Below are 26,589 nucleotides of genomic sequence, written 5' to 3' on the forward strand. Positions count from 1 at the left end.
GACCTAGAAATTCTCTAAGTCATTGATTTTCTTGAAGAAAGCAACAAAGAAGTACTAACCGAGCTATTTTATGCCAACAATTAATCAATTATTACGCAAGCCAAGAACAAGGCTTACCGTTAAAAGCAAGAGCCCTGCGCTGCAAAACAGCCCGCAGCGCCGTGGTGTTTGTACACGTGTGTACACCACTACTCCTAAAAAGCCTAACTCTGCGCTTCGTAAAGTAGCGAAAGTTCGCTTGACCAATGGTTTTGAAGTGATTTCATACATTGGTGGTGAAGGCCATAACCTCCAGGAACACTCAGTAGTGTTGATCCGCGGTGGTCGTGTGAAGGACTTGCCAGGTGTGCGTTACCACATCGTTCGCGGCTCTTTGGACTTACAAGGCGTTAAAGATCGCAAGCAAGCCCGTTCTAAGTACGGTGCTAAGCGCGCTAAGAAAGCTGCTTAATTTGTAATTAAGCAGTTGTAGTTTTGCAGTAAGGCATTCGCATTAAGTCATTTTTTGTCAGACTCAAAAGACAAGTAAGTGGCTGTTCCGTCTAGAAATTTCTTAGATAGTAGGGCAGCCGGAGCGGGTGAATCATGTGAATCACCCCTAACTGAACTGAAGGAGTAGTTATGCCACGTCGTCGTGAAGTTCCCAAGCGGGAAATTTTGCCGGATCCAAAATTCGGTAATGTAGAAGTCGCTAAATTCATGAACGTCCTCATGTTGGACGGCAAGAAATCGGTTGCAGAGCGTATCGTTTACGGTGCCTTTGATCATATCGAGAAAAAAGCAAATAAAGAACCACTTGAAATTTTTTCAACAGCCATGGGTAACGTTAAGCCAATGGTTGAGGTAAAGAGCCGTCGTGTTGGTGGCGCTAACTATCAAGTTCCTGTTGAAGTTCGCCCATCACGTCGTTCCGCTTTGGCAATGCGCTGGTTGCGCGAAGCCGCCAAGAAGCGTGGCGAGAAATCTATGGCTCAACGTTTGGCCAACGAATTATTAGAAGCTGCTGAAGGTCGTGGCGGCGCAATGAAGAAGCGTGAAGAAGTTCACCGTATGGCAGAAGCTAACAAAGCTTTCTCACATTTCCGCTTCTAATCCAATAGTTAAGAAAAGGCACCAACAGTGGCACGTAAAACTCCTATCGACAAATACCGCAATATCGGTATTTCTGCGCATATTGACGCAGGTAAGACAACAACTACAGAACGCGTTTTGTTCTACACCGGTGTTAATCACAAGATTGGTGAAGTTCATGATGGCGCAGCTACCATGGACTGGATGGAGCAAGAGCAAGAGCGTGGTATCACGATTACTTCTGCTGCTACCACCACTTTCTGGAAGGGTATGGCAGGCAATATGCCTGAGCACCGTATCAATATTATTGATACCCCAGGACACGTAGACTTCACCATTGAAGTTGAGCGTTCAATGCGTGTTTTGGATGGCGCTTGCATGGTCTACTGTGCGGTAGGTGGTGTACAGCCACAATCTGAAACTGTTTGGCGTCAAGCGAACAAGTATCAAGTTCCACGTTTAGCATTCGTAAACAAGATGGACCGTACTGGTGCGAACTTCTTCAAGGTCTACGACCAGATGAAGACACGTCTCAAAGCAAATCCAATCTTGATTCAAATTCCAATTGGTGCTGAAGAAAACTTCAAGGGCGTTATCGACTTGGTAAAAATGAAAGCCATCATCTGGGATGAAGCTTCACAAGGTACCAAGTTCACATATGAAGATATTCCTGCTGAGTTACAGGCTTCTGCTGAAGAGTGGCGCGAGAAAATGCTCGAAGCTGCTGCAGAGAGCTCAGAAGAATTAATGGAGAAATATCTCGGCGGCGAAGGTTTGACCGAAGATGAAATCAAAAAAGCATTGCGTCAACGCACTATCGCTAATGAGATCGTTCCAATGCTGTGCGGAACAGCATTTAAGAACAAAGGCGTTCAGGCAATGTTAGATGCGGTTGTTGAGTTGTTGCCATCTCCATTAGATGTGCCACCAGTTCCATGTGAATTGGAAGATGGCACACCTGCAGAGCGTAAAGCTGCTGATGATGAGAAGTTCTCCGCATTGGCATTTAAGATCATGACTGACCCATTCGTTGGCCAGCTCATCTTCTTCCGCGTTTATTCAGGTGTAATGAAGTCTGGTGACACGATTTACAACCCAATCAAGGGCAAGAAAGAGCGTGTTGGCCGTTTGTTGCAGATGCATGCAAATCAACGTGAAGAAATTAAAGAAGTGTATGCAGGCGATATCGCTGCTGCAGTTGGTCTAAAGGACGCAACTACAGGTGAAACATTGTGTGATCCAGATAGCATTGTGATTTTGGAGCGCATGGTATTCCCAGAGCCAGTGATCTCACAAGCTGTAGAGCCAAAGACAAAAGCTGACCAAGAAAAAATGGGCCTTGCTTTGAATCGTTTGGCACAAGAAGATCCTTCTTTCCGCGTGAAGACTGATGAAGAATCAGGTCAAACCATTATTTCCGGTATGGGCGAGCTTCACTTGGAAATTTTGGTTGACCGTATGAAGCGTGAATTCGGTGTTGAAGCGACAGTTGGTAAGCCGCAGGTTGCATACCGTGAAACGATTCGTAAGGTTTGCGAAGAGATCGAAGGTAAATTCGTTAAGCAATCTGGTGGTCGTGGTCAATACGGTCACGTGGTCTTGAAGCTTGAGCCACAAGAACCAGGCAAAGGTTTTGAATTCGTTGACGCTATTAAGGGCGGCGTGGTTCCACGTGAATACATCCCTGCGGTAGAAAAAGGCATTATCGAAACATTGAACTCCGGTATCTTGGCTGGCTATCCAGTTGTAGATATCAAGGCAACATTGTTCTTCGGTTCATACCATGACGTTGACTCCAACGAAAACGCATTTAAGATGGCAGGCTCAATGGCGTTCAAGGATGGTATGCGTAAAGCATCACCAGTATTGCTTGAGCCAATGATGGCTGTTGAAGTTGAAACACCAGAAGATTTCATGGGTAACGTAATGGGTGACCTCTCATCACGTCGCGGTATTTTGCAAGGTATGGATGACATTCCAGGCGGCGGTAAGATCGTTCGTGCTGAAGTGCCATTGGCAGAGATGTTTGGTTACTCAACTGGCTTGCGCTCGTTGACCCAAGGTCGCGCTACCTACACCATGGAATTTAAGCATTATTCCGAAGCACCTAAGAACGTTGCTGAAGCAGTTATGGCTGCTAAAGCGAAGTAATTTATCCACATTAATTTTGAATATTGACTAGCTAAAGAAGGCAGACAAAAATGGCAAAAGAAAAATTCGAGCGGACAAAACCGCACGTAAACGTAGGCACCATCGGTCACGTTGACCACGGTAAAACGACCTTGACAGCAGCAATCGCAACCGTGCTCTCAAAGGCATTCGGTGGCGAAGCGAAAGCATACGATCAGATCGATGCTGCTCCAGAAGAAAAAGCCCGTGGTATTACGATTAATACTGCACACGTTGAGTATGAGACAGCCAATCGTCACTACGCTCACGTTGACTGCCCAGGACATGCTGACTACGTTAAGAACATGATTACTGGTGCTGCTCAGATGGACGGCGCAATCTTGGTTTGCTCTGCAGCTGACGGCCCAATGCCACAAACTCGTGAGCACATCCTCTTGGCACGCCAAGTTGGTGTTCCTTACATCGTTGTGTTCCTGAACAAGTGCGACATGGTTGATGACGCTGAATTGTTAGAGCTCGTTGAAATGGAAGTTCGTGAACTTCTCTCTAAATACGACTTCCCAGGCGATGACACTCCAATCGTTCAAGGTTCTGCTAAGTTAGCGCTTGAAGGCGATGAAGGCCCATTGGGTAAAGAAGCCATCATGAAGTTGGCTGAAGCATTAGATACTTACATCCCAACTCCAGAGCGTGCAATTGATGGCGCGTTCTTGATGCCAGTAGAAGACGTGTTCTCTATCTCCGGTCGCGGTACTGTAGTAACTGGTCGTATCGAGCGCGGCATCATCAAGGTTGGTGAAGAGATTGAAATCGTTGGTATCAAACCAACTCTCAAAACCACTTGTACTGGTGTTGAAATGTTCCGTAAATTGCTCGACCAAGGTCAAGCAGGCGATAACGTTGGTATCTTGTTACGCGGTACAAAACGTGAAGAAGTTGAGCGCGGCCAAGTATTGGCTAAGCCAGGTTCAATCACCCCACATACCCACTTTACAGCCGAGGTTTACATCTTGGGTAAAGATGAAGGTGGTCGTCACACTCCATTCTTTAACAACTATCGTCCACAGTTCTACTTCCGTACAACGGACGTGACTGGTTCAATCGAGTTGCCAAAAGACAAAGAAATGGTCATGCCTGGTGATAACGTCACGATTACCGTAAAACTCATCGCGCCAATCGCGATGGAAGAAGGTTTACGTTTTGCGATCCGTGAAGGTGGCCGTACTGTTGGCGCCGGTGTGGTTGCAAAGATTTTGGCTTAAGTTTTAGGTTTTACTAGTAACAAATATTTAGCGGTTTGCTAACCGGTGACATCAGTGCTGCTGATGTCACCGTGCTCTTTAGATGTATAACGTGGCAGCACCACACCGCTCTTTGGAATTAATATGCAAAACCAAAAAATTCGTATTCGCCTTAAAGCATTTGATTACCGTTTGATCGACCAGTCTGCGGCTGAAATCGTTGATACAGCTAAGCGTACTGGTGCAGTTGTGAAGGGTCCAGTACCTTTACCAACTCGTATCGAGCGTTTTGATATCTTGCGTTCACCACACGTGAACAAGACATCCCGTGATCAGTTAGAGATCCGTACCCATCTCCGTTTGATGGATATCGTTGATCCTACAGAGAAAACTGTAGATGCTTTGATGAAATTAGACCTCCCAGCAGGTGTGGACGTCGAAATTAAGTTGCAGTAATTTGTTGTTTCCGGTCTTTTTGCTTGTCAAGATCGGTATTTCGGGATAGAATCAAAGGCTTCGCTCAATTATTTGGGCGGAATTTTAGGCTTTATCAGCATTAAAAACGTTGTAAGTTATTGATTTAGAAGTACTTTTACTTGTAAATCACTTAAATTAATTTTGCCGACCAATCGAAGTCGGCGTGGAGCATGAATATGAGCTTAGGCTTAATCGGCCGCAAGGTCGGCATGACCCGTCTATTTACGGACGAGGGGGAAGCGATTCCTGTGACCGTAATCGACGTGAGCGACAACAGAGTCGCTCAAATCAAGACCCAGGCAACTGATGGCTATGACGCTATTCAGTTGGCACATGGCACACGTAGAGCTACTCGCGTTACAAAATCAATGGCTGGTCACTTTGCTAAGGCAGGTGTAATGGCTGGTAATGCGCTCAACGAATTCCAATTAGATGCAGCAAAAATCGCAGAAATGACACCAGGACAAGTAATTCCTGCAGAGGCTGCATTTACTGCTGGTCAAAAAGTGGATGTGCAAGGCGTTTCAATCGGTAAAGGTTACGCCGGTACCATCAAGCGTTATCACTTCGCTTCTGGTCGCGCATCTCACGGTAACTCTAGATCACACAACGTACCAGGCTCTATCGGTATGGCGCAAGATCCAGGCCGTGTTTTCCCAGGTAAGCGCATGACTGGCCACCTTGGTGACGTTACACGTACCGTACAAAATTTAGTCATCGCACGCATTGATGCAGAGCGTAATCTCATCATGGTTAAAGGCGCTATTCCAGGTGCCCCAGGCGGTAAAGTTATTGTTACTCCAGCGGTAAAAACACCGTTGAAGAAGAAATAAGGAGAGCGAATATGGAACTTAAGCTTCTCCAAGACAACGGTACTTTAGGTGCAGGCGTACAAGCTTCACCAGAAGTATTCGAGCGTGAATATAACGAAGCATTGGTGCACCAGGTTGTTGTGGCTTACCAAGCAAATGCACGTAGCGGTAACCGTGCGCAAAAAGACCGTGAGCAAGTTAAGCACACTACCAAGAAACCTTGGCGTCAAAAAGGTACTGGTCGTGCACGTGCTGGTATGAGCTCTTCCCCGCTGTGGCGTGGAGGTGGTCGTATATTCCCGAATTCTCCTGAAGAGAATTTCAGCCAAAAAGTAAACAAAAAAATGTACCGCGCTGGTATGAGATCTATTTTGTCTCAGTTAGCACGCGAAGGTCGTTTGAATGTTGTTGATCAATTCAATCTTGATGCTCCAAAGACCAAAGTTTTAGCTGACAAAGTTAAAGCAATGGGCTTGGATTCAGTCTTGATCATCGTTGATCAGGTTAGTGAGAATTTGTTCTTGGCATCACGCAATCTGCACAAGGTTGCTGTATGTGAGCCACAGCACGCCGATCCTTTAGCTTTGGTTCAATACAAAAAAGTATTGGTAAGCAAAGCAGCGATCGCAAAAATTGAGGAGTTGCTGAAATGAGCCAAGTCCGTAAAAACGATCACAACCTGATGAAGGTTCTGCTTGGTCCTGTTATCTCTGAGAAAGCCACTATGGTTGCAGAGAAGAATGAGCAAGTAGTTTTCCAAGTAGCTCGCGATGCAAACAAGAGCGATGTAAAACAAGCAGTTGAATTGCTCTTCAAAGTGCAAGTTGACTCAGTTCAAATCGTGAATCAAAAAGGTAAGCCTAAGCGCTATGGCCGTTTTGAAGGTCGTCGTGACCACACTAAGAAGGCCTATGTGAATTTGAAGCCAGGTCAAGAAATTAACTTTGAAGCGGAGGCGAATTAATCATGCCTTTGATGAAGACAAAACCGACCTCACCAGGTCGTCGCTCAATGGTCAAGGTGGTCAATCCTGACCTCCATAAAGGCAAACCTTTTGCACCATTGTTAGAACCACAGTTTCAAAAAGCGGGCCGTAACAATAACGGTCATATCACTACCCGTCATAAAGGTGGTGGTCATAAGCATCACTATCGTGTTGTTGACTTCAAACGCAACGACAAAGATGGTATTCCAGCAAAAGTTGAACGCTTGGAATACGATCCAAACCGCAGTGCAAATATTGCATTGATCGTGTTTGCTGATGGTGAGCGTCGCTACATTCCTGCTGCTAAGGGCATGACTGTTGGTCAAGCAATCATGAATGGTTCTGAAGCACCAATCAAATCTGGTAACAACTTGCCTATTCGCAATATTCCAGTTGGTAGCACCATTCACTGCGTTGAAATCCTCCCAGGTAAGGGTGCACAAGTTGCACGCTCTGCTGGTGGTTCAGCAGTATTGCTAGCTCGTGAAGGCGTATACGCTCAAGTGCGTTTGCGCTCCGGTGAAGTTCGCCGTGTTCTGATTGAGTGCCGTGCCACTATTGGTGAAGTTGGCAATGAAGAGCACAGCTTGCGTCAAATTGGTAAAGCAGGTGCAAATCGCTGGCGTGGTATTCGCCCAACCGTTCGCGGTGTGGCAATGAACCCAGTAGATCACCCACACGGTGGTGGTGAAGGTAGAACTGGCGAAGGCCGTGTACCTGTATCTCCATGGGGCACTCCAACCAAAGGTTATCGCACACGTCGCAATAAGCGTACAACTTCGATGATCGTTCAACGTCGTCAAAAACGTTAAGCGATAAGGATAAATAGATATGACACGTTCAGCTAAAAAAGGCCCATTCTGCGACGCCAGCTTAGTAAAAAAAGTTGAAGTTGCACAAGCCAACAAGGACAAAAAGCCGATCAAAACTTGGTCACGCCGTTCAACAATCCTCCCAGACTTTATTGGTCTGACGATTGCTGTACATAACGGTCGTCAACACGTTCCGGTATATGTATCAGAAAACATGGTGGGTCATAAGTTAGGCGAATTTGCCTTGACCCGTACTTTCAAAGGTCACGCTGCTGACAAGAAAGTAACGAAGAAGTAAGGGGATGATGATGGAAGTTAAAGCTATTCACAAGGGTGCCCGCATTTCTGCGCAAAAGACACGTTTGGTCGCTGACCAAATCCGTGGTTTGCCAATTGCTCGCGCATTAAACATTTTGAACTTCAGCCCCAAAAAAGCTGCCTTCATTGTGAAAAAAGTAGTTGAATCAGCGATTGCAAATGCTGAACACAATAAAGGTGCTGACATTGATGAGCTCAAGGTATCAGCGGTAATCGTTGATAAAGGCACTTCCTTGAAGCGCTTCACAGCACGCGCTAAGGGTCGTGGCAATCAAATCGAAAAACAAACTTGTCACATTAGCGTGACCTTGAGTAACTAAGGAAAGATATGGGCCAAAAGATTAACCCCACCGGATTCCGACTCGCGGTAACGAAGAATTGGACATCACGTTGGTATGCGAACAATACTGACTTCGCAAAGATGCTGAAAGAGGACGTAGATGTCCGTAGCTATTTGAAGAAGAAGTTGAAGAATGCATCCGTTAGCAAAGTTGTGATCGAGCGTCCTGCTAAGAACGCACGCATCACTATCTATAGCTCACGTCCAGGCGTTGTAATTGGTAAAAAAGGCGAAGATATTGAAGTTCTCCGTCGCGAATTGCAAAAGCGTATGGGTGTTCCAGTTCACGTGAACATTGAAGAAATTCGTAAGCCTGAAGTTGACGCGCAATTGATCGCTGACTCTATTACTCAGCAGCTCGAAAAACGTATCATGTTCCGTCGTGCAATGAAGCGTGCAATGCAAAGCGCAATGCGTCTTGGCGCACAAGGTATCAAGATCATGTCTTCTGGCCGTTTGAATGGTGCTGAAATTGCTCGTCGCGAATGGTATCGTGAAGGTCGCGTTCCACTTCATACATTGAAGGCTGATATTGACTACGCAACTTCAGAAGCAGAAACAACATACGGCATCATCGGTGTAAAAGTTTGGGTTTACAAAGGTGACACATTGGGTCGCGGTGCTGAAGCTCAAGTAGCTGCTCCATCTGCTGAACCAGCTGCCGAAGAAAAGAAAACCCGTCGTGCTCCAAGTAAAACAGCTGCTCGTAAACCAGCTGCTGGCGCTGACAAGCCATTAGTTGCTGCTAAGCCAGCAGTAAAGCGTGTGCGTAAGGTAGAAACACCTGCAGCAGATACGCAGAAGTCAGGAGAGTAAGCATGCTACAACCAAAGCGTCGCAAGTATCGTAAGGAACAAAAGGGCCGTAACACTGGCGTGGCAACACGCGGTAGTTCAGTAGCCTTTGGTGACTTTGGATTGAAGGCCGTTGGCCGTGGTCGTTTGACTGCTCGTCAAATTGAGTCAGCACGTCGTGCGATGACTCGTCACATTAAACGTGGTGGCCGTATTTGGATTCGCATTTTCCCAGATAAGCCAATTTCACAAAAACCTGCTGAAGTACGTATGGGTAACGGTAAAGGTAATCCAGAGTACTACGTAGCTGAAATTCAACCAGGCAAAGTGCTCTACGAGATGGACGGTGTTGATGAGCAATTGGCACGCGAAGCTTTCAAGCTTGCTGCTGCTAAGTTGCCTTTACAGACCACTTTCGTGATTCGCCACTTAGGTTGATCGGGATAGAGATTATGAAAAATACAGAATTAGCTTCAAAAGATCTGGCTGCTTTGAATGCAGAGTTAACCGAGTTGCTCAAGACCGGTTTCAAGCTCCGCATGCAAAAAGGCACTCAGCAACTCACTAACACCAGCCAATTGGGTAAAAATAAGCGCGATATCGCTCGTGTGAAGACTTTTATTGCCCAAAAGACTGCACAGAAATAAGGAAAAAGGGATATGACAGAATTATCTAAACCCTTGCGCCGCACCCTCGTGGGACGCGTTGTTAGCGACAAAATGCAAAAAACTGTGACCGTGTTGGTTGAGCGTCAAGTTAAGCATCCAGTGATTGGTAAGTATGTTGGCCAGTCCAAAAAGTACCACGCTCATGACGAGGCTGGCACATACAAGATGGGTGATACCGTTGAAATTGCAGAATCCAAGCCAATTTCACGCACTAAATCTTGGGTTGTGACCCGTTTGGTTGAGGCTTCAAAGGGTATTTAAGGTATTTTTAGGGGATTTTGGCGAAATTACTTCCCAAATCCCTGTTTTACGTAGTAGAATAGAGGGCTTCTCTGGTTTTATTGGAGAAGCAGTGTTTTTCATTAATTCCGGGTTTTAGCTTTCGTTAAAGCCCATAGACGGAACCAAGACTGTTTGCCATTAGGCCAATAAGTTGGGGATTAGAAATGATACAAACCGAAAGTAGATTGCAGGTCGCCGATAACACAGGCGCCGGTGAAGTTTTGTGCATCAAGGTATTGGGCGGCTCAAAGCGTCGTTACGCCAGTATCGGTGATGTCATTAAGGTGACTGTAAAGTCAGCTGCTCCACGTGGTCGTGTAAAAAAGGGTGATATTTATAACGCTGTTGTTGTGAGAACAGCTAAGGGTGTTCGCCGTCCAGATGGTTCATTGATTAAGTTCGATGCAAACGCTGCGGTATTGCTCAACGCTAAGTTAGAGCCAATTGGCACACGTATCTTCGGACCAGTTACACGCGAATTGCGTACTGAGAAGTTCATGAAGATCGTTTCTCTCGCCCCCGAAGTGATTTAAGAGGCTGATATGAAAAAGATTCGTAAAGGTGATTCCGTAGTTCTGTTGACTGGCCGCGATAAAGGCAAGCAAGGAACTGTTACAGCCGTTCTCGATGAGAAATTAGTTATCGAAGGCGTAAATATTTATAAAAAGAGCGTTAAGCCAAACCCAGCCGCTGGTGTTACCGGCGGCATGATTGACAAGACTATGCCTGTTCACATTTCTAATGTGGCTTTGGTTGACGGTAACGGCAAACCATCACGTGTTGGTATCAAACTCGTAGACGGTAAAAAGCAACGTTTCCTCAAAACCACTGGCGCGACATTAAGCGCATAAGGGGCACGGAGAAATTATGAGCACACGTTTTCAAGAACACTATCAAGCTAAAGTTGTTGCTGATTTAATTGCTAAGTTTGGCTACAAGTCAGTAATGGAAGTTCCACGCATTACCAAAGTTACTCTGAACATGGGTTTGGGTGATGCAGTGAACGACAAGAAAATTATCGAAAATGCAGTTGGCGATTTAACTAAAGTTGCAGGCCAAAAGCCAGTTGTAACTAAAGCCAAAAAAGCGATTGCAGGTTTCAAAATTCGTCAGGGCTACCCAATCGGCGCCATGGTGACATTGCGTGGTCAACGCATGTACGAATTCTTGGATCGTTTCGTTACTGTTGCATTGCCACGCGTACGTGACTTCCGCGGTATCTCCGGTAAAGCATTTGATGGACGTGGTAACTACAACATCGGCGTTAAAGAACAGATCATTTTCCCTGAAATCGAATACGACAAAATTGATGCCCTTCGTGGTCTCAATATCAGTATTACGACGACTGCTAAAACCGACGAAGAAGCAAAAGCTTTGTTGGCAGCATTCAAATTCCCTTTCCGCAATTAAGAGGCTAACGTGGCAAAACTATCCCTAATTGAGCGCGAGAATAAGCGCGCTAAAACTGTAGAGAAGTACGCTGCCAAGCGTGCTGAACTCAAAGCAATCATTGCTGATCAATCACGCAGTGATGAAGAGCGTTATGAAGCTCGCTTGAAGCTACAGGCACTCCCACGTAATGCAAGCCCGATTCGTCAAAGAAATCGTTGTTCATTAACCGGTCGCCCACGTGGCACATTCCGCAAGTTCGGTTTGGCTCGTAGCAAGATTCGTGAAATCGCCTTCCGTGGCGAAATCCCCGGTTTAACCAAGGCCAGCTGGTAAGCGGCGAAAGAATTAGGAGAACTCATGAGTATCAGCGATCCAATCGCCGACATGTTGACCCGGATCCGCAATGCGCAAGCAGTGCAGAAGCCTTTGGTCACAATGCCGTCGTCAAAAGTTAAAGTAGCTATTGCAAAAGTTTTGCAAGATGAAGGCTATATCGAAAGTTTCGAAATCAAAGGTGAAGCAGCTAAGCCTGTGCTCCACATTGATCTCAAATACTATGCAGGCCGTCCTGTTATCGAGCTTATTGACCGTGTATCAACACCAAGTCTACGTATCTATAAAGGCCGCCATGACATTCCAGAGGTAATGAATGGCTTGGGCATTGCAATTATTTCAACCCCTCAAGGCGTAATGACCGACCGTAAAGCACGTGCAACAGGCGTGGGCGGCGAAGTTATTTGCTACGTAGCTTAAGGAGCGAAATATGTCCCGCGTAGGTAAATCACCCATTACAGTTCCTAAGGGCGCTGAAATCAGCATCAATGGTGCAAACATTACTGTTAAAGGCCCATTGGGCACATTGACACATAACTTGCATCCGACTGTTGGTTTGAAGCAAGAAGATGGCGTATTGACAGTGGTTGTAAACAGCGACTCTCCAGAAGCTGGTGCACAGTCAGGTACAGCACGTGCTTTGGTTAACAACATGGTTGTAGGCGTAACTTCAGGCTTTGAGCGCAAGCTCAGCTTGGTTGGCGTTGGTTACCGTGCTCAAGCCCAAGGCGAAACATTGAAATTGCAACTTGGTTTCTCACACGACATTATTTACAACCTGCCAAAGGGTGTAAAGGCTGAGACTCCATCGCAAACGGAAATCATTATTAAAGGCTCCAACAAGCAGCAAGTTGGCCAGGTCGCAGCTGAAGTTCGCGCATACCGTTCACCAGAGCCATACAAAGGCAAAGGTGTTCGCTACGTGGATGAGGTTGTGCATCTGAAAGAAACTAAGAAGAAGTAAGCGAGATTAGAAAATGAATAAAGACGAATCCAGACAAAGACGTGCTCGGCAGACTCGTATTCGCATTGCTGAAGCTCAAGCAAATCGCTTAACAGTTATCCGTAGCAATACTCATATTTCTGCACAGGTATACAGCCCATGCGGAACCAAAGTTGTAGCTGCTGCTTCAACAATGGAAAAAGATTTGCGCCAAGCGATCAAGAACGGCGGCAACGCTGATGCGGCAAAACAAATCGGCAAGTTGGTTGCTGAGCGTGCTGTTAAGGCAGGCGTTGTTGATGTTGCTTTTGATCGTTCAGGTCATCGTTACCACGGCCGCATTAAGGCCTTAGCTGAAGCTGCGCGTGAAGCCGGCCTGAAGTTCTAATAGGGTTTAGGAAAAAACATGGCAAAAATGCAAACTAAGATGCAAAACGAAGAGCGTGATGATGGTCTTCGCGAGAAGATGATTGCTGTTAATCGTGTAACTAAAGTGGTTAAGGGTGGTCGTATTCTCGGCTTCGCGGCACTCACTGTAGTTGGCGATGGCGATGGCCGCATCGGCATGGGTAAGGGCAAATCAAAAGAAGTTCCAGTTGCCGTTCAAAAGGCAATGGACGAAGCTCGTCGCAAGATGATCAAAGTTTCCTTACGTAAAGGTACTTTACAACACACTGTTACTGGTCAGCATGGCGCATCACGCGTTTTGATCTCTCCAGCTAAAGACGGTACTGGAATTATTGCTGGTGGTCCAATGCGCGCGATTTTCGACGTAATGGGTGTAACCAACGTTGTTGCTAAGTCACTCGGTTCTACAAACCCGTACAACTTGGTTCGCGCAACGATTGATGGTTTGAGCAAGATGAGTACTCCTGCTGAGATTGCTGCTAAGCGCGGTAAGTCAGTTGAAGAGATTCTCGGCTAAGACCAAAAGATTAGGAATCTACAAATGACAACATCAAACTCCAAAGTCAAACTGCAATTAGTGCGCAGCTTGATCGGTACACGCGAAAGCCACCGTGCAACTGTACGTGGCTTAGGCCTCGGTCGCATCAATTCAGTTTCTGAATTGGAAGACACTCCAGCTGTTCGCGGCATGATTAATAAAGTTTCTTATCTAGTTAAAGTCATTGGCTAATAACTAGCAAGTAAATAGGCGAAGAATATGCAACTCAACACAATTAAACCTGCAGAAGGCTCCAAGAAAAACCGTCGTCGCGTTGGTCGCGGTATTGGTTCTGGTCTTGGTAAAACTGCTGGCCGCGGTCACAAAGGTCAAAAATCTCGTTCCGGCGGATTCCACAAAGTTGGATTCGAAGGTGGTCAGATGCCTATGTATCGTCGTTTGCCAAAACGCGGTTTCGTGTCTTTGACACGTCGTCACGTTGGTCAAATTACTTTGAACGACTTAGCAAAAATCAACTTGCCAGAAGTGGACTTATTGGTATTGAAAGCTCATGGCTTTGCTGGTGAGCAAATCAATGCAGTGAAGGTTATCAAAACTGGTGAACTCAAGATTGCAGTAACCCTTAAGGGCATTACAGCAACTGCCGGCGCAAAAGCAGCTATTGAAGCGGCTGGCGGCAAATTGGTTGAGTTGGCTTAATCGGTTTTTATTAGATATGGCATTAGCACCTACCAATAACGTAAGCACTGCAACAGCAGGAGGCAAGTTCGGCGATTTACGTCGTCGCTTGGTTTTCCTGGTGTTGGCTTTGCTCGTTTATCGTTTGGGTGCTCACATCCCTGTTCCTGGTATCGATCCAGATCAGTTGGCACAGTTATTTGCAGGTCAAAAAGACGGCATTTTGGGAATGTTTAACTTGTTCTCAGGTGGCGCTCTATCTCGCTTCACTGTATTTGCCTTGGGAATCATGCCTTACATTTCTGCATCGATCATCATGCAGTTAATGACGATTGTGGTGCCTGCATTGGAGTCCTTGAAAAAAGAAGGCCAAGCCGGTCAACGTAAGATTACTCAGTACACTCGTTACGGCACTGTATTCTTGGCGACTTTCCAGGCATTGGGAATTTCAGTTGCATTGCAAGCTCAACCAGGTTTGGTTATCAATCCAGGTTTGATGTTTGAATTAAACACAGTAGTTACTTTGGTGACTGGCACGATGTTCTTGATGTGGCTTGGTGAGCAAATTACCGAGCGTGGTTTGGGTAATGGTATTTCTATCATTATTTTTGGCGGCATCGTTTCCGGCTTACCAAATGCATTAGCAAGCTTGCTAGAGTTGGTCCGTACCGGCTCAATGAATATTATTTCTGCTCTCTTGATCGTGGTGATCGTAGTAGCAGTAACTTACTTTGTAGTCTTTGTAGAGCGTGGTCAGCGCCGTATCTTGGTGAACTACGCTAAGCGTCAAGTCGGCAATAAGGTTTATGGCGGTCAGTCTTCATACTTCCCATTGAAGTTGAATATGGCTGGCGTTATTCCTCCAATCTTCGCTTCCTCAATCATTTTGTTCCCTGCAACGATTGCCGGCTGGTTTACATCAGGTGAGCCAACCAATATGTTCAGCAGAATCATTAAGGACTTGGCTGCAACTTTGGCCCCAGGTCAACCTGTGTACACAATCTTGTACGCAGCTGCGATCATTTTCTTCTGCTTCTTCTACACCGCTTTGGTATTTAACAGCCGTGAGACTGCTGAGAACTTGAAGAAGAGTGGTGCCTTTGTTCCTGGTATTCGTCCGGGTGACCAAACAGCGCGTTACATCGACAAGATCTTAGTGCGTTTAACTTTGGCTGGTGCGATTTATATGGTTTTGGTTTGTTTGTTGCCAGAATTTTTAGTGTTGAAGTACAACGTGCCGTTCTATTTCGGCGGTACTTCATTGTTGATTATTGTTGTTGTTGCAATGGATTTCATGGCTCAAGTTCAGTCATTCGTGATGCAACAGCAGTACGGCTCTTTGATGAAAAAAGCCAACTTTAAGATGGGCGCCTAACTGAATGTCTAAAGACGATGTAATTCAGATGGCGGGTGAAGTTGTAGAGAATTTGCCGAACGCGATGTTTCGCGTGAAGCTGGAAAACGGACATGTGGTTCTTGGGCACATTTCCGGAAAGATGCGGATGCACTATATCCGTATTTTGCCGGGAGATAAGGTGACGGTGGAGATGACTCCTTACGACCTGACGCGCGCCAGAATCATTTTCCGTGCGAAGTAAAGATTAAGTAGTACCTATTTTTAAGAGGTGAGTTATGAAAGTTTTAGCATCCGTTAAGTGTATTTGCAGAAATTGCAAGATCATTAAGCGCAAACGCGTTGTGCGCGTGATCTGTTCTTCAGACGCACGTCATAAGCAGCGTCAAGGCTGATCTGGTTAATTAAGAGGAAATCTCATGGCACGTATCGCTGGGGTAAACATCCCAAATCATCAACATACTGTTATCGGTTTAACAGCAATTTTTGGCATCGGCACAACTCGTGCTCACAAAATTTGCCAGACCACAGGTGTTGCAATCGACAAAAAAGTTAAAGATCTTACTGACGCCGACTTGGAAAAGTTGCGTGACGAAGTAGGTAAGTTCATCACCGAAGGTGACCTTCGTCGTGAAGTAACTATGAGCATCAAGCGTTTGATGGACTTAGGTTGCTACCGTGGCGTACGTCATCGTAAGGGCTTGCCTGTACGTGGTCAACGTACTAAGACTAATGCGCGTACCCGTAAGGGCCCACGTAAGTCTGGCATCGCACTGAAGAAATAATCAAGAAAGTTTATTGACATGGCACAACAAAAATCCGCTTCCGCCGCTTCACAGCGCGCTCGCAAGAAGGTTAAAAAGAACGTTGCTGACGGTATTGCACACGTTCATGCTTCTTTTAACAACACCATCATTACGATCACTGATCGACAAGGAAATGCGCTTTCATGGGCAACTTCTGGCGGTCAGGGCTTCAAGGGCTCACGTAAATCCACTCCTTTTGCTGCTCAGGTAGCTGCAGAAGTTGCTGGTAAGACAGCTATTGAATGCGGTATCAAGAACTTGGAAGTTCAGATCAAAGGCCCAGGTCCAGGTCGTGAATCAGCAGTTCGTGCATTGAACTCATTGGGCATCAAGATCACTGAGATTCAAGACGTAACTCCAGTTCCACATAATGGTTGCCGTCCTCCTAAGCGTCGTCGTATCTAAGCTGGGAAGTTTGCAATACAAGTTTTAGTAGTTTTTTATTAAAGCCCACTGTTCGCCTGATTTAAAGGGTGAACTCACCGCCGGTCGTAAGACTGCGGCAAAGAAAGGAAAGCATCGTGGCACGTTACTTAGGGCCTAAGGCCAAATTAGCACGTCGGGAAGGTACCGACTTATTTTTAAAGAGCGCACGTCGCGCCCTGTCAGACAAGTGCAAGTTAGATACTAAGCCTGGTCAACATGGTCGTACATCTGGCTCAAGAACATCAGACTACGGCAATCAATTGCGTGAAAAGCAAAAGGTTAAGCGTATCTATGGCGTATTAGAGCGTCAATTCCGTCGTTACTTCGCAGAAGCTGAGCGTCGTAAGGGCAACACTGGTGAAACATTGCTCCAGTTGTTAGAGTCACGTCTCGATAACGTGGTCTATCGCATGGGCTTTGGTTCAACACGCGCAGAAGCGCGTCAGTTGGTTTCTCACGGCGCCATCATGCTGAACGGCAGCGCAGTGAACATTCCATCAATCCAAGTGAAACCTGGTGATGTTGTTGCTATTCGTGAAAAAGCGAAGAAGCAAGCACGCATTACCGAGTCACTCAATTTAGTTCAGCAAATGTCTGCAGTTACCTGGGTATCAGTTGATGCAGCTAAGCTGGAAGGAACATTTAAGCAAGTGCCCGACCGCGAAGATATCAGCGGTGAAATTAACGAAAGTTTAATCGTCGAATTGTATTCACGCTAATTTAGGCACTCTCAAGGAAAAAATATGCAAACAAATTTGCTCAAGCCAAAGATTATTTCTGTTGAAGCGCTTACCGCCAACCAAGCTAAGGTTGTTATGGAGCCGTTCGAGCGTGGCTATGGCCACACACTCGGAAATGCATTACGTCGTGTACTCTTGTCCTCGATGGTTGGTTATGCACCAACTGAAGTAGCTATTGCAGGTGTAGTACATGAATATTCCACTTTGGATGGCGTTCAAGAGGACGTAGTAAATCTCTTGTTGAACCTCAAAGGTATCGTATTTAAGTTGCAGTCTCGTGATGAAGTCACTATCAATTTGCGTAAAGAAGGCCCAGGCGTTGTTACCGCAAAAGATATCGACTTGCCGCACGATGTAGAAATCATTAACCCTGATCACGTTATCGCTCACTTGTCTGCTGGTGGCAAGTTGGATATGCAGATCAAGGTTGAAAAAGGTCGTGGATATGTTCCAGGTAATGTGCGTCAGTACAACGACGAAACTACTAAGATCATTGGCCGTATCGTATTGGATGCTTCATTTAGCCCGGTTAGCCGTGTTAGTTATGCTGTTGAATCTGCTCGTGTTGAACAACGTACCGACCTCGATCGTCTCGTAATGACTATCGAAACAAACGGTGTGTTGTCTCCTGAAGAAGCAATTCGTCAAGCAGCTAGTATCTTGGTTGACCAATTGGTTGTATTCGCAGCTCTTGAAAGCAGCGAAGTTTCTGGTGATCTTGCACCAAGTCGCTCTTCAATGGTTGATCCAATGTTGATGCGTCCAGTTGATGATCTCGAGCTCACAGTTCGCTCTGCAAACTGCTTGAAGGCTGAGAACATTTACTACATCGGTGACTTGATTCAACGTACAGAGAATGAATTGTTGAAGACGCCTAATTTGGGCCGTAAGTCTTTGAATGAAATCAAAGATGTATTGGCTGCTCGTGGCTTAAGTCTTGGCATGAAACTCGAAAGCTGGCCTCCAGCTAACCTCGAGAAATAAATAGAAAGGAAGCATCATGCGTCACGGAAACGGCTTACGCAAACTAAACAGAACATCTTCACATCGTTTGGCGATGTTGCGCAATATGTCCAATTCTCTTTTGGAGCACGAAGTGATTAAAACCACTTTGCCAAAAGCAAAGGAATTGCGCATGGTTGTTGAGCCTTTGATTACCTTGGGTAAAAAAGATAACTTGGCAAACCGTCGCTTAGCATTCAATCGCACTCGTGATCGTGATATCGTGACTAAGCTCTTCACAGAGCTCGGCCCACGTTACGCAACACGTCCAGGTGGCTACCTTCGCATTTTGAAGTTTGGCTTCCGTCATGGCGACAATGCTCCAATGGCATTAGTTGAGTTGGTTGATCGTTCAGAAGTTGAAGAAACAGCAGCTGTAGCTGAAGAGGCTTAAGTCCTTCAGCCATTGAAAAGCCAGGCTTCGGTCTGGCTTTTTTCATTTATAGGTTTATAAATACGGTATGCCTCAAAACCCCTCAGTCAATTCCAACAAGCTTTTGGTGGTCATCACCAGTCTTCCGGATATGGAGCTTGCTAAGGGCCTAGCTCGAACCCTAGTAGAGGAAAATTTGGCCGCTTGCGTGCAATTACTTAATGGCATGCAATCAATATATCGCTGGGAGGGTAAGATTTGCCAAGAGCATGAAGTGCTGTTATCTGCAAAAACTACTGCGAGTAAGTGGTTGGAGATTTCAAGTTTTATCCAAAAGCAACATCCTTATGATGTCCCAGAGATTCTTGCATTTTCACCGGAGCAATATGCGCAGCAATATGGTGAGTGGGTGCAGACTGAGGTAAATTCAAAGCAATGAGAATGCAGTCTTTTCTGAAAACAGTTATCACACTACTTGTGTTGTTATCGACACAGATATTTGCTGCCCCAGATTTTTTACCACCAGAAAAAGCATTTCGAGTAGAGGCAACTTGGCTAGAAAATTCTAATCAGGCGGAAATAGAGTTTATGCCTGCTAAAGGCTATTACCTCTATCAAGAATCACTGCAATTTGAGTCGGGCACAGAGGCTGGGAAGCTATATAAAATAAGGCCAAAACTACCATTAGGCGTAGAAAAGTTCGATGAAACTTTTCAGAAAAAATTACAAGTTTATAAGCAAGCATTTTTGGTGTTACTTGATACCAAGCCTGTAGTAGGCAAGCCAATTCATATTGAAGTAAGTCTTCAAGGTTGTGCAGAAGCAGGCATCTGCTATCCGCCAATGACATTGAAATTTTTGTTAGCTGCGCCGGGCGTTAGGGCTGCGCCAATTCCTGAGGCGCTTGATGGAGTGCAATCTTCAATAAATGAACCAACTGAATTTAGCTTGACTGATTTATGGCGTGAGCGTGATGACGTGAATGCAATCAGCCGCTTCTTGCAAAATACTTCTACTGCTTATCTATTCTTGGCCTTCTTTGTACTGGGCCTTGCTCTGGCATTTACGCCTTGCGTGCTTCCCATGTTGCCAATTCTCTCCAGTGTCATTTTTGGAACGCAAGGTGGTAAGGCAGTGTCTAAGGGGCGTGCAAGCATATTGGCGTTGGCTTATGTCTTAGGTATGGCTTTGGTCTATGCCTTGGCTGGGGTGCTGATGGCAGCACTCGGGGGCAGTGTTCAAAGGGCTCTGCAGAGCCCAGTTGCTCTAGCCGCCTTTGCACTCCTCCTTCTGGCTCTATCTGGCAGTTTGTTTGGTTTGTATGACCTCAGATTACCGCAGTCATGGCATCAGCATATTGATCGATTGGCTGGGCGCCAAAAGGGCGGCAGTCTTGTCGGTGCTTTTGCTCTAGGCGGGATCTCCACTTTAGTTGCGAGTCCCTGTATTACCGCCCCATTGGCTGGTGTGTTGGCTTTTATTGCTCAAACCGGCTCTATGAGCCTAGGCGCAGGCCTCCTTTTTGTGATGGCCTTAGGAATGGGCTTGCCACTTCTCTTTATTGCAATTGAGGCACGTATTTTGATCCCATCCACCGGTATTTGGATGGTGTATTTGCAGCGTACTCTGGGCGTTTTGTTGGTGGCCACAGCGGCTTGGATTGCCTCCCCACTGATTCAAAAAAATGAAGCAGCTGGGTCAGCAAAAATTATTAATGGCCAAAGCATTCGTCAAGTTGGAAATTTATCTTTTGTGGTGATTCATTCGCCAGCAGATTTAGATGTGCAACTGAGTAAAGCAAAGCAAGAACAAAAACTAGTCTTACTCGACTTCTATGCTGATTGGTGTATCAGCTGCAAAGAAATGGAAGTTAATACTTTTGCAAATTCAGAGGTCAGCAAGGAGCTGCAGCAGTTCGTTTTATTGCAGGCGGATGTCACTGCCAATAGCCCTGAGAATCAGGCCTTGCTTAAGCGCTTTGGTTTATTTGGGCCGCCGGGTATTTTGATCTTCAATCAAAATTCTGAAGAGCAGAAAGAACAACGGGTGATTGGTTATATGCCGCCCCAGCGTTTTATTGAACGCTTAAAGAATGCACTAAAGAATTAAAACAGCTAAATCATTATTTAACTGTTTTAATTAAGCGTGCTGCCTCTAGAGCAAAATAAGTTAGCACACCATCTGCGCCGGCACGTTTAAATGCTAGCAAAGATTCCATCATGACGGCATCATGATCAAGCCAACCATTTTGTGCTGCAGCCTTGAGCATGGCATATTCACCGCTCACTTGATAAGCGTAGGTTGGGTAATTAAACTCTTCTCTAACGCGGCGTACGATATCCAAATAGGGCATGCCAGGCTTGACCATCACCATATCGGCACCTTCGCTAATATCGAGGGCAACCTCCCGCAAAGCCTCATCCCCATTTGCGCAGTCCATTTGATAGGTTTTTTTATCGGCTTTACCTAGGTTCTTTGCAGAGCCTACAGCATCTCTAAATGGGCCATAAAAAGCAGAGGCATATTTAGCTGAATACGCCATGATACGAGTATGAATTAAGTTCATTTGCTCGAGCGCTTCACGAATTTTTCCAATACGACCATCCATCATGTCTGATGGCGCAACGATATCGACACCAGCTTCCGCTTGTGTAATCGCTTGCTTGACTAAGATCGAAGTCGTTTCATCATTGAGAATGCGACCTTGCTCATCGAGTACACCATCTTGTCCATGACTTGTATATGGATCAAGCGCAACATCGGTCATGATCCCTAAATTAGGAAAATGTTTTTTGAGTTCGCGAACAGCGGAAGGTATGAGACCGTTTGGATTAAATGCTTCTTTGCCATCAGGTGTTTTTAAAGATGCGTCAATGACCGGAAATAAAGCCAAGACGGGAATGCCTAAATCAACGCATTCTTGGGCAACTGGTATTAGTAAGTCCAATGTGAGGCGGCTAACTCCGGGCATAGAAGCTACTGCCTCAGATTTGCCTTGACCTTCAAGCAAAAAGACCGGATAGATCAAATCATTTGCACTGACAGTGTTTTCCTGCATGAGTCGACGTGACCAATCATCACGGCGCATGCGACGTGGGCGATGCCCCGGGAAATTAAGCAAAGAGTTAGCTGGTGATTTCATCTTCATGGGTTTCCGCTTCAAAAAGCCATTTAATAATTAAATTATCTGCCTCTTCAAGTCCGATGCGCTTGGTGCTTGAGAATAATTGTGCCGTAAGTTGTTTTGATTCACCCGTACCATCCGGAAGTGCGGGATCATATTGTTGAAGTTGCTTACGAACAGCTTCAAGAGCATGTTTGCACTCGCTTTTATTGAGCTTGTCGCACTTACTGAGCAGAATATGAATTGGTTTGCCTGTTGGGACAAACCACTGAATCATTTGCTCATCGAGGTCAGTAATGCCGCGTCTTGCGTCCACAATGAGCACCATGCCTACGAGCTGCTCACGTTCTTGCAAATAGTCGCTTAGGAGGGTATTCCAGTGGTATTTAGTCTCATGGTTCACTGCGGCATAGCCGTAACCCGGTAAGTCCACTAAATAGGCTAAAAGGTCGTCTTTTGAGAAAAGACCAAAATAGTTAATATGCTGGGTGCGACCAGGGGTCTTACTGGCAAAAGCCAGCCTTTTTTGGTTACAAAGGACATTTATGGCGCTTGATTTGCCTGCATTTGAGCGACCAGCAAAGGCAACCTCCCGCAAGGGGGTGGCAGGCAGGCAATGGGTGTCATTGACTGTGGTGGCGAATCGGGCTTGAAAGAGTTTAGACATGTCCAGAAGCTATTGTAAAATCACGCAAAATCATGAAATATCTCATGGTGTTGGGTAAAAAGGTTGTAAATGTTGGGCCCAAACACTTTTAGGAATTTTTGCCAAGGTAAACATAATGCGTCAAACCTCTCAAATCTCCAAATTCACTAGCTTACGCGCTGGTTTTGCAGCTCTCTCCATTTTCGCCCTGATTGGCGCCTCTGGTGTGGCGAATGCAGCTGATACTGCTCCTATGGCACCAGCTGCAGAAGCAAAAGCTGCGGTACCAGGCAAGCCTAAGGTTGATCCGGCTGCTGGCGAAGCTTTGTACTCTAATGGCGATGCAAGTCGTGGTGTAGTTGCCTGTATCACTTGTCACGGTCCTAAGGGGCAAAGCGCAACAGGTACATGGCCTAAGCTATCAGCCCAACATGCTGCATATACAACTAAGCAATTGAAAAACTTCAAAGAGGGCGCTCGTGCTAACGCCGTAATGATGGGTATGGCTGCAACGCTGACTGAGCAAGATATGCAAAACATTGCTGCATTTTTGTCTAAGCAACCGATTTCACAAGGCGTTGCGCAAAATAAAGAAACAATTGAATTGGGTCAAAGCATCTATCGTGGCGGCATTGCGGCAAAAGGTGTTCCTGCTTGTGCGGCATGTCATAGCCCAACAGGCGCCGGTATTCCAGCTCAGTATCCACTCGTCGGTGGTCAGTGGGCTGAATACACGAATGCTCAGTTACTTGCATTCCGCGAAGGTGTTCGAAAGAATAGCAGCCAGATGACCACAATCGCTACCAAGCTTTCTGATAATGAAATGAAAGCAGTTGCTGATTACATGGCTGGTTTGCACTAAGCAATGACAAACCTATAAATAAAAACCCCGCTCATGTAGCGGGGTTTTTATTTGTCTAAGAAAGTGAAAAATTATTTTGGTAAGACACTTTCGCTTGCAAACAAATCAGAAGTTTTTTCGCGAGCACGAATAACGTAAGCATTTTTTCCATCAACCATAATCTCTGCAGGTTTCGGACGTGTGTTGTAGTTAGAGGCCATCACAAATCCGTAGGCACCTGCAGAAAGAATGGCTAGAAGATCGCCTTCTTCAACTGCAAGATGACGATCTCTACCAAGCCAGTCGCCTGATTCGCAAACAGGGCCTACAACATCATAAGTAAGACCCTTGGCTTGTTTGGCCTCTACTGGAACAATCCCGTGGTGGGCCTCATAGAGGGCGGGGCGCATGAGTTCGGTCATTGCAGCATCTACGATACAAAAGTTTTTCTCAGCACCAGGCTTGAGATATTCCACGGTTGTCAGAAGCACGCCCGCATTGCCTACTAGAGATCTGCCGGGTTCAAGAACTACATCCAGATGAGCAAAACCACGTTCTGCCACATGGTTCAAAAGTGTATTGGTGAACTCGGTAATATCTGGCGGAGTTTCATCGCTGTAGGAGATTCCCAGACCTCCACCTAAGTCCAGATGGTGAATGGCGATACCTTCCCTTTTGAGGTGCTCCACCAAATCTAGAACTTTATCAAGGGCATCGAGGTAAGGTGCAGTAGTGGTGATTTGAGAGCCAATATGGCAATCAATGCCAACTACATCAATTTGAGAGAGTTGCGACGCTTCCCGATAAGTCTTTAAAACTTCCTGATAAGCAATACCAAACTTATTTCCTTTTAGGCCTGTAGAAATATAGGGATGCGTTTGCGCATCGACATCAGGATTGACGCGTAAAGAAATGGGCGCGCGTACATTGAGTTCGGTAGCCACTCGATTGATTTTGTGTAGCTCAGCAATGGATTCCACATTGATGCATTTGACGCCTGCTTTAAGTGCAGTCGCAATTTCGGAAGCCGACTTGCCAACACCTGCAAATACTAGACTCTTGGGGTCTGCACCAATTACTAGTGCGCGTGCTAATTCACCACCGCTCACCAAATCAAAACCAGCGCCGAGATTTTTCAAACAATCAATCACCGCTAAATTGCTATTGGCTTTCATGGCGTAATGAATGCGAGCGCGGCGAACACCATTTTTTTCTACGCAGGCTTTGTCATAAGCTTGATATGCCTCAGTCAATGCTTTTTTGCTGTAAACATAAAGAGGTGTGCCAAATTCTTTTGCTAAATCTGCCAGTGGAATATCTTCGGCAAACCAATTGCCATTACGTTCGGTAAATCCAGATAATTTCGGAAGAGGAATTGCTTTGCTTTTCATTGCTGAGCCGATGGAGAGGAGTTGGTACTGGCAGGGGGCGGATAGAGCTTGCCTTTAGGTTCAGGCTCTGTCGGAGCCGTTGGTGCGGGTGGCACATTTGGCATGTATAGCGGACCTCTAACCCCACATCCAACAAGGGATATTAGAAGGCTAATACCGAGGGCTCTATTAAGAATCGCTATCATGAATGTCTCTAAAACGAATAATTGAATATAGCATGCAGGACTCTCTTATGAATCCAAATAATTCTGGCATAGAAACTATCGATGACAAGCAGTTTTACCAATTGGGTAGCAATTTATTGCAGTCAATTGAGGTTGCGTTAGAGGCTGCTGATGATGAATTAGATCTCGATTTAGATGTAGAGCGCCAGGGTGGCAATGTCATTAATATTCGTTTTCGGGACAAAAGCGTGATTGTGGTGAACACCCAACCCCCTCTCCATGAAATTTGGGTTGCAGCAAAATCAGGCGGTTACCACTATCGCTGGTCTGGAACCATGTCCAAGCCCCTATGGCTCGATACTAAAACCGGTAAAGAGCTCCTAAGTGATTTATCAGGATTTGCCAGCACACAGGCTGGTAAACCGATTAAGATCGCGCTAATGAAAGCCTAAGCTGCACCAGTGGCAGTTAAGGTTTCAATCACTTGAGCGTCTGGCACGCTCTTGATTTGAGCCTTACCCATTTTCTCTAAAACCACATAGCGGATTTGGCCACCCTCTGTTTTTTTATCAACTTGCATGAGTTCCATATAACGCTTGGCACCAAATTTTGGAGGCATGATGGGTAGATTCATTGAATGAATGATATTAGTAAGGCGCTCAACCTCTGCCTTGCTGATGAGATTGAGTCTGCAAGATAAATCTGCACCAAGCACCATGCCGCATCCAACGGCTTCACCATGCAACCATTCGCCATAACCCATGCCAGCTTCAATCGCGTGGCCAAAGGTGTGGCCAAAGTTCAGGGTAGCCCGGATGCCGCCTTCTCTCTCGTCCGCAGAAACCACTGCTGACTTAATTTCACAAGAACGTAATACGGCATGACTCATTGCATCGGTATCGCAAGCAAGCAAGGCTTTTGAGTTAGCTTCGATCCAATCTAAAAATTGCGCATCAGCAATAGCGCCATGTTTGACCACTTCCGCTAGACCTGCTGAGAGCTCACGTGCAGGCAAGGTCTTTAAGGTATTGAGATCGGCAATTACAGCAACAGGCTGATGAAAGGCGCCGATCATGTTTTTGCCTAAAGGGTGGTTGATACCTGTTTTGCCGCCAACAGAGGAATCCACTTGTGCCAACAGTGTCGTAGGCACTTGAATAAAACGAATACCACGCATAAAGCTAGCAGCTGCAAAGCCGGTCATGTCGCCAATAACACCACCACCGAGAGCCATCAACATCGTTTGGCGATCAGCTCCAAACTTTAGTAGGTCATCAAAAATGAGTTGGAGATTTTTCCAGTCTTTATAAGACTCACCATCAGGCAGAACAATCGTTCGTACTGGCTTGCCAAAATTTTCTAAAGTTTTAGTCAGACGCTGCGCATATAAGGGAGCAACAGTGGTATTAGTAACGATGTAGATTGAGGTTGATTTTTCACAAGCATTAAATAACCCAGGCTGATCAATTAAGTCAGTACCAATATGGATGGGATAACTGCGATTACCAAGATCAACTTCAAGTGTTTTCATCATAAATT

Annotated in this window: 42 protein-coding genes; 37 read left to right on the plus strand and 5 right to left on the minus strand. The window is 45.8% G+C overall.

Annotated features, from left to right (window positions below):
• The first annotated feature begins 70 nt into the window (after positions 1 to 70).
• From rpsL to dsbD, 35 genes are all read left to right on the plus strand, one after another.
• Positions 71 to 451, plus strand: coding sequence for a 30S ribosomal protein S12 (gene rpsL / locus ICV38_RS00280; RefSeq protein WP_068947691.1), 381 nt, complete (start codon positions 71 to 73; stop codon positions 449 to 451).
• Between the two features lie 170 nt (positions 452 to 621).
• Positions 622 to 1,092, plus strand: coding sequence for a 30S ribosomal protein S7 (rpsG, locus tag ICV38_RS00285; protein ID WP_068320103.1), 471 nt, complete (start codon positions 622 to 624; stop codon positions 1,090 to 1,092).
• A gap of 27 nt (positions 1,093 to 1,119) precedes the next feature.
• Entirely contained in the window at positions 1,120 to 3,222 is a 2,103-nt protein-coding gene (gene fusA / locus ICV38_RS00290) for an elongation factor G (protein WP_215381674.1), read from the plus strand.
• 50 nt (positions 3,223 to 3,272) lie between these two features.
• Positions 3,273 to 4,463, plus strand: coding sequence for an elongation factor Tu (gene tuf / locus ICV38_RS00295; protein WP_215381665.1), 1,191 nt, complete (start codon positions 3,273 to 3,275; stop codon positions 4,461 to 4,463).
• Positions 4,464 to 4,586: 123 nt separating this feature from the next.
• Entirely contained in the window at positions 4,587 to 4,898 is a 312-nt protein-coding gene (gene rpsJ / locus ICV38_RS00300; RefSeq protein WP_011901899.1) for a 30S ribosomal protein S10, read from the plus strand.
• 197 nt (positions 4,899 to 5,095) lie between these two features.
• Positions 5,096 to 5,752: a 50S ribosomal protein L3 gene (gene rplC, locus ICV38_RS00305; RefSeq protein WP_215382656.1), complete on the plus strand. Its 657-nt coding sequence runs from the start codon at positions 5,096 to 5,098 to the stop codon at positions 5,750 to 5,752.
• Positions 5,753 to 5,763: 11 nt separating this feature from the next.
• Positions 5,764 to 6,384, plus strand: a complete 621-nt coding sequence (gene rplD, locus ICV38_RS00310) for a 50S ribosomal protein L4 (protein WP_215293447.1) — start codon at positions 5,764 to 5,766, stop codon at positions 6,382 to 6,384.
• Positions 6,381 to 6,695, plus strand: coding sequence for a 50S ribosomal protein L23 (gene rplW / locus ICV38_RS00315; RefSeq protein ID WP_068947693.1), 315 nt, complete (start codon positions 6,381 to 6,383; stop codon positions 6,693 to 6,695). Before rplD ends, rplW begins: the two co-directional genes overlap by 4 nt.
• A gap of 2 nt (positions 6,696 to 6,697) precedes the next feature.
• Positions 6,698 to 7,528, plus strand: a complete 831-nt coding sequence (gene rplB / locus ICV38_RS00320) for a 50S ribosomal protein L2 (RefSeq protein WP_068947694.1) — start codon at positions 6,698 to 6,700, stop codon at positions 7,526 to 7,528.
• Positions 7,529 to 7,547: 19 nt separating this feature from the next.
• Entirely contained in the window at positions 7,548 to 7,826 is a 279-nt protein-coding gene (gene rpsS, locus ICV38_RS00325) for a 30S ribosomal protein S19 (protein ID WP_011901904.1), read from the plus strand.
• A 7-nt stretch (positions 7,827 to 7,833) separates the two neighbouring features.
• Positions 7,834 to 8,166 (plus strand): 50S ribosomal protein L22, encoded by a 333-nt coding sequence (gene rplV, locus ICV38_RS00330; protein ID WP_197712017.1) that lies wholly within the window; start codon positions 7,834 to 7,836, stop codon positions 8,164 to 8,166.
• An 8-nt stretch (positions 8,167 to 8,174) separates the two neighbouring features.
• Positions 8,175 to 9,002, plus strand: a complete 828-nt coding sequence (rpsC, locus tag ICV38_RS00335) for a 30S ribosomal protein S3 (RefSeq protein WP_068947696.1) — start codon at positions 8,175 to 8,177, stop codon at positions 9,000 to 9,002.
• A gap of 2 nt (positions 9,003 to 9,004) precedes the next feature.
• Complete coding sequence (gene rplP / locus ICV38_RS00340) at positions 9,005 to 9,418, plus strand: 50S ribosomal protein L16 (RefSeq protein WP_011901907.1); 414 nt, start codon at positions 9,005 to 9,007, stop codon at positions 9,416 to 9,418.
• 14 nt (positions 9,419 to 9,432) lie between these two features.
• Positions 9,433 to 9,627: a 50S ribosomal protein L29 gene (gene rpmC, locus ICV38_RS00345; RefSeq protein ID WP_114637472.1), complete on the plus strand. Its 195-nt coding sequence runs from the start codon at positions 9,433 to 9,435 to the stop codon at positions 9,625 to 9,627.
• 12 nt (positions 9,628 to 9,639) lie between these two features.
• Entirely contained in the window at positions 9,640 to 9,909 is a 270-nt protein-coding gene (rpsQ, locus tag ICV38_RS00350; RefSeq protein WP_011901909.1) for a 30S ribosomal protein S17, read from the plus strand.
• 185 nt (positions 9,910 to 10,094) lie between these two features.
• Positions 10,095 to 10,463, plus strand: coding sequence for a 50S ribosomal protein L14 (gene rplN / locus ICV38_RS00355; protein ID WP_215381677.1), 369 nt, complete (start codon positions 10,095 to 10,097; stop codon positions 10,461 to 10,463).
• A 9-nt stretch (positions 10,464 to 10,472) separates the two neighbouring features.
• Positions 10,473 to 10,781 (plus strand): 50S ribosomal protein L24, encoded by a 309-nt coding sequence (rplX, locus tag ICV38_RS00360; protein WP_068947698.1) that lies wholly within the window; start codon positions 10,473 to 10,475, stop codon positions 10,779 to 10,781.
• Between the two features lie 16 nt (positions 10,782 to 10,797).
• Positions 10,798 to 11,340, plus strand: coding sequence for a 50S ribosomal protein L5 (gene rplE, locus ICV38_RS00365; RefSeq protein WP_015420243.1), 543 nt, complete (start codon positions 10,798 to 10,800; stop codon positions 11,338 to 11,340).
• 9 nt (positions 11,341 to 11,349) lie between these two features.
• Positions 11,350 to 11,655, plus strand: a complete 306-nt coding sequence (rpsN, locus tag ICV38_RS00370; RefSeq protein WP_071464445.1) for a 30S ribosomal protein S14 — start codon at positions 11,350 to 11,352, stop codon at positions 11,653 to 11,655.
• Positions 11,656 to 11,679: 24 nt separating this feature from the next.
• Positions 11,680 to 12,075 (plus strand): 30S ribosomal protein S8, encoded by a 396-nt coding sequence (rpsH, locus tag ICV38_RS00375; RefSeq protein ID WP_215381680.1) that lies wholly within the window; start codon positions 11,680 to 11,682, stop codon positions 12,073 to 12,075.
• 10 nt (positions 12,076 to 12,085) lie between these two features.
• A complete protein-coding gene (rplF, locus tag ICV38_RS00380) occupies positions 12,086 to 12,619 on the plus strand; it encodes a 50S ribosomal protein L6 (protein WP_068947701.1) in 534 nt (177 codons plus the stop codon).
• Between the two features lie 13 nt (positions 12,620 to 12,632).
• Positions 12,633 to 12,986, plus strand: a complete 354-nt coding sequence (gene rplR / locus ICV38_RS00385; RefSeq protein WP_215381683.1) for a 50S ribosomal protein L18 — start codon at positions 12,633 to 12,635, stop codon at positions 12,984 to 12,986.
• An 18-nt stretch (positions 12,987 to 13,004) separates the two neighbouring features.
• A complete protein-coding gene (gene rpsE, locus ICV38_RS00390; RefSeq protein WP_068947703.1) occupies positions 13,005 to 13,523 on the plus strand; it encodes a 30S ribosomal protein S5 in 519 nt (172 codons plus the stop codon).
• Between the two features lie 24 nt (positions 13,524 to 13,547).
• Positions 13,548 to 13,736, plus strand: a complete 189-nt coding sequence (rpmD, locus tag ICV38_RS00395; RefSeq protein ID WP_015420249.1) for a 50S ribosomal protein L30 — start codon at positions 13,548 to 13,550, stop codon at positions 13,734 to 13,736.
• Between the two features lie 27 nt (positions 13,737 to 13,763).
• Positions 13,764 to 14,204 carry a 50S ribosomal protein L15 gene (gene rplO / locus ICV38_RS00400; RefSeq protein ID WP_068320126.1) on the plus strand — a complete coding sequence of 147 codons (441 nt, stop codon included), beginning with the start codon at positions 13,764 to 13,766 and terminating at the stop codon, positions 14,202 to 14,204.
• 16 nt (positions 14,205 to 14,220) lie between these two features.
• The gene (gene secY, locus ICV38_RS00405; RefSeq protein WP_215381686.1) at positions 14,221 to 15,558 is read left to right on the plus strand and encodes a preprotein translocase subunit SecY; all 1,338 of its coding nucleotides are present in this window, start codon (positions 14,221 to 14,223) and stop codon (positions 15,556 to 15,558) included.
• A gap of 4 nt (positions 15,559 to 15,562) precedes the next feature.
• The gene (gene infA, locus ICV38_RS00410) at positions 15,563 to 15,781 is read left to right on the plus strand and encodes a translation initiation factor IF-1 (protein WP_068320132.1); all 219 of its coding nucleotides are present in this window, start codon (positions 15,563 to 15,565) and stop codon (positions 15,779 to 15,781) included.
• Positions 15,782 to 15,815: 34 nt separating this feature from the next.
• Positions 15,816 to 15,932, plus strand: coding sequence for a 50S ribosomal protein L36 (gene rpmJ / locus ICV38_RS00415; RefSeq protein WP_012357167.1), 117 nt, complete (start codon positions 15,816 to 15,818; stop codon positions 15,930 to 15,932).
• Between the two features lie 24 nt (positions 15,933 to 15,956).
• A complete protein-coding gene (gene rpsM, locus ICV38_RS00420) occupies positions 15,957 to 16,322 on the plus strand; it encodes a 30S ribosomal protein S13 (protein ID WP_215296111.1) in 366 nt (121 codons plus the stop codon).
• Positions 16,323 to 16,340: 18 nt separating this feature from the next.
• Positions 16,341 to 16,748, plus strand: coding sequence for a 30S ribosomal protein S11 (rpsK, locus tag ICV38_RS00425; RefSeq protein ID WP_215381697.1), 408 nt, complete (start codon positions 16,341 to 16,343; stop codon positions 16,746 to 16,748).
• A gap of 116 nt (positions 16,749 to 16,864) precedes the next feature.
• Positions 16,865 to 17,488, plus strand: a complete 624-nt coding sequence (rpsD, locus tag ICV38_RS00430; protein WP_173954863.1) for a 30S ribosomal protein S4 — start codon at positions 16,865 to 16,867, stop codon at positions 17,486 to 17,488.
• Positions 17,489 to 17,512: 24 nt separating this feature from the next.
• A complete protein-coding gene (gene rpoA, locus ICV38_RS00435; protein WP_071464451.1) occupies positions 17,513 to 18,493 on the plus strand; it encodes a DNA-directed RNA polymerase subunit alpha in 981 nt (326 codons plus the stop codon).
• Between the two features lie 16 nt (positions 18,494 to 18,509).
• Positions 18,510 to 18,905, plus strand: coding sequence for a 50S ribosomal protein L17 (rplQ, locus tag ICV38_RS00440; RefSeq protein WP_215381700.1), 396 nt, complete (start codon positions 18,510 to 18,512; stop codon positions 18,903 to 18,905).
• A 67-nt stretch (positions 18,906 to 18,972) separates the two neighbouring features.
• A complete protein-coding gene (cutA, locus tag ICV38_RS00445; RefSeq protein WP_215381703.1) occupies positions 18,973 to 19,323 on the plus strand; it encodes a divalent-cation tolerance protein CutA in 351 nt (116 codons plus the stop codon).
• A gap of 2 nt (positions 19,324 to 19,325) precedes the next feature.
• The gene (gene dsbD / locus ICV38_RS00450; RefSeq protein WP_251368159.1) at positions 19,326 to 20,993 is read left to right on the plus strand and encodes a protein-disulfide reductase DsbD; all 1,668 of its coding nucleotides are present in this window, start codon (positions 19,326 to 19,328) and stop codon (positions 20,991 to 20,993) included.
• Positions 20,994 to 21,006: 13 nt separating this feature from the next.
• On the opposite strand, the gene hemB is transcribed toward dsbD, so the two are convergent.
• Together hemB and yihA are read right to left on the minus strand one after the other, a co-directional pair.
• The gene (gene hemB, locus ICV38_RS00455) at positions 21,007 to 22,032 is read right to left on the minus strand and encodes a porphobilinogen synthase (protein WP_371819232.1); all 1,026 of its coding nucleotides are present in this window, start codon (positions 22,030 to 22,032) and stop codon (positions 21,007 to 21,009) included.
• Entirely contained in the window at positions 22,010 to 22,675 is a 666-nt protein-coding gene (yihA, locus tag ICV38_RS00460; RefSeq protein ID WP_215381709.1) for a ribosome biogenesis GTP-binding protein YihA/YsxC, read from the minus strand. The genes hemB and yihA overlap by 23 nt, the downstream gene beginning before the upstream one ends.
• A 115-nt stretch (positions 22,676 to 22,790) precedes the next feature.
• On the opposite strand from yihA, the gene ICV38_RS00465 reads away from it, so the two are divergent.
• Positions 22,791 to 23,516, plus strand: coding sequence for a cytochrome c (locus tag ICV38_RS00465; RefSeq protein ID WP_215381712.1), 726 nt, complete (start codon positions 22,791 to 22,793; stop codon positions 23,514 to 23,516).
• Positions 23,517 to 23,587: 71 nt separating this feature from the next.
• Here the strand turns inward: ICV38_RS00465 and lysA are convergent, their stop codons facing one another.
• Both lysA and ICV38_RS00475 read right to left on the minus strand, forming a co-directional pair.
• A complete protein-coding gene (lysA, locus tag ICV38_RS00470) occupies positions 23,588 to 24,886 on the minus strand; it encodes a diaminopimelate decarboxylase (protein WP_251368160.1) in 1,299 nt (432 codons plus the stop codon).
• Entirely contained in the window at positions 24,883 to 25,071 is a 189-nt protein-coding gene (locus ICV38_RS00475) for a lipoprotein (RefSeq protein ID WP_215381715.1), read from the minus strand. Before ICV38_RS00475 ends, lysA begins: the two co-directional genes overlap by 4 nt.
• Before the next feature lie 47 nt (positions 25,072 to 25,118).
• On the opposite strand from ICV38_RS00475, the gene cyaY reads away from it, so the two are divergent.
• Positions 25,119 to 25,502 carry an iron donor protein CyaY gene (gene cyaY, locus ICV38_RS00480; RefSeq protein WP_251368161.1) on the plus strand — a complete coding sequence of 128 codons (384 nt, stop codon included), beginning with the start codon at positions 25,119 to 25,121 and terminating at the stop codon, positions 25,500 to 25,502.
• Here cyaY and aroB read toward each other — a convergent pair.
• Positions 25,499 to 26,581 carry a 3-dehydroquinate synthase gene (aroB, locus tag ICV38_RS00485; RefSeq protein ID WP_251368262.1) on the minus strand — a complete coding sequence of 361 codons (1,083 nt, stop codon included), beginning with the start codon at positions 26,579 to 26,581 and terminating at the stop codon, positions 25,499 to 25,501. The genes cyaY and aroB overlap by 4 nt on opposite strands.
• Between the last annotated feature and the right edge of the window lie 8 nt (positions 26,582 to 26,589).

This window comes from Polynucleobacter sp. MG-6-Vaara-E2 (assembly GCF_018687695.1).
Classification (GTDB): domain Bacteria; phylum Pseudomonadota; class Gammaproteobacteria; order Burkholderiales; family Burkholderiaceae; genus Polynucleobacter.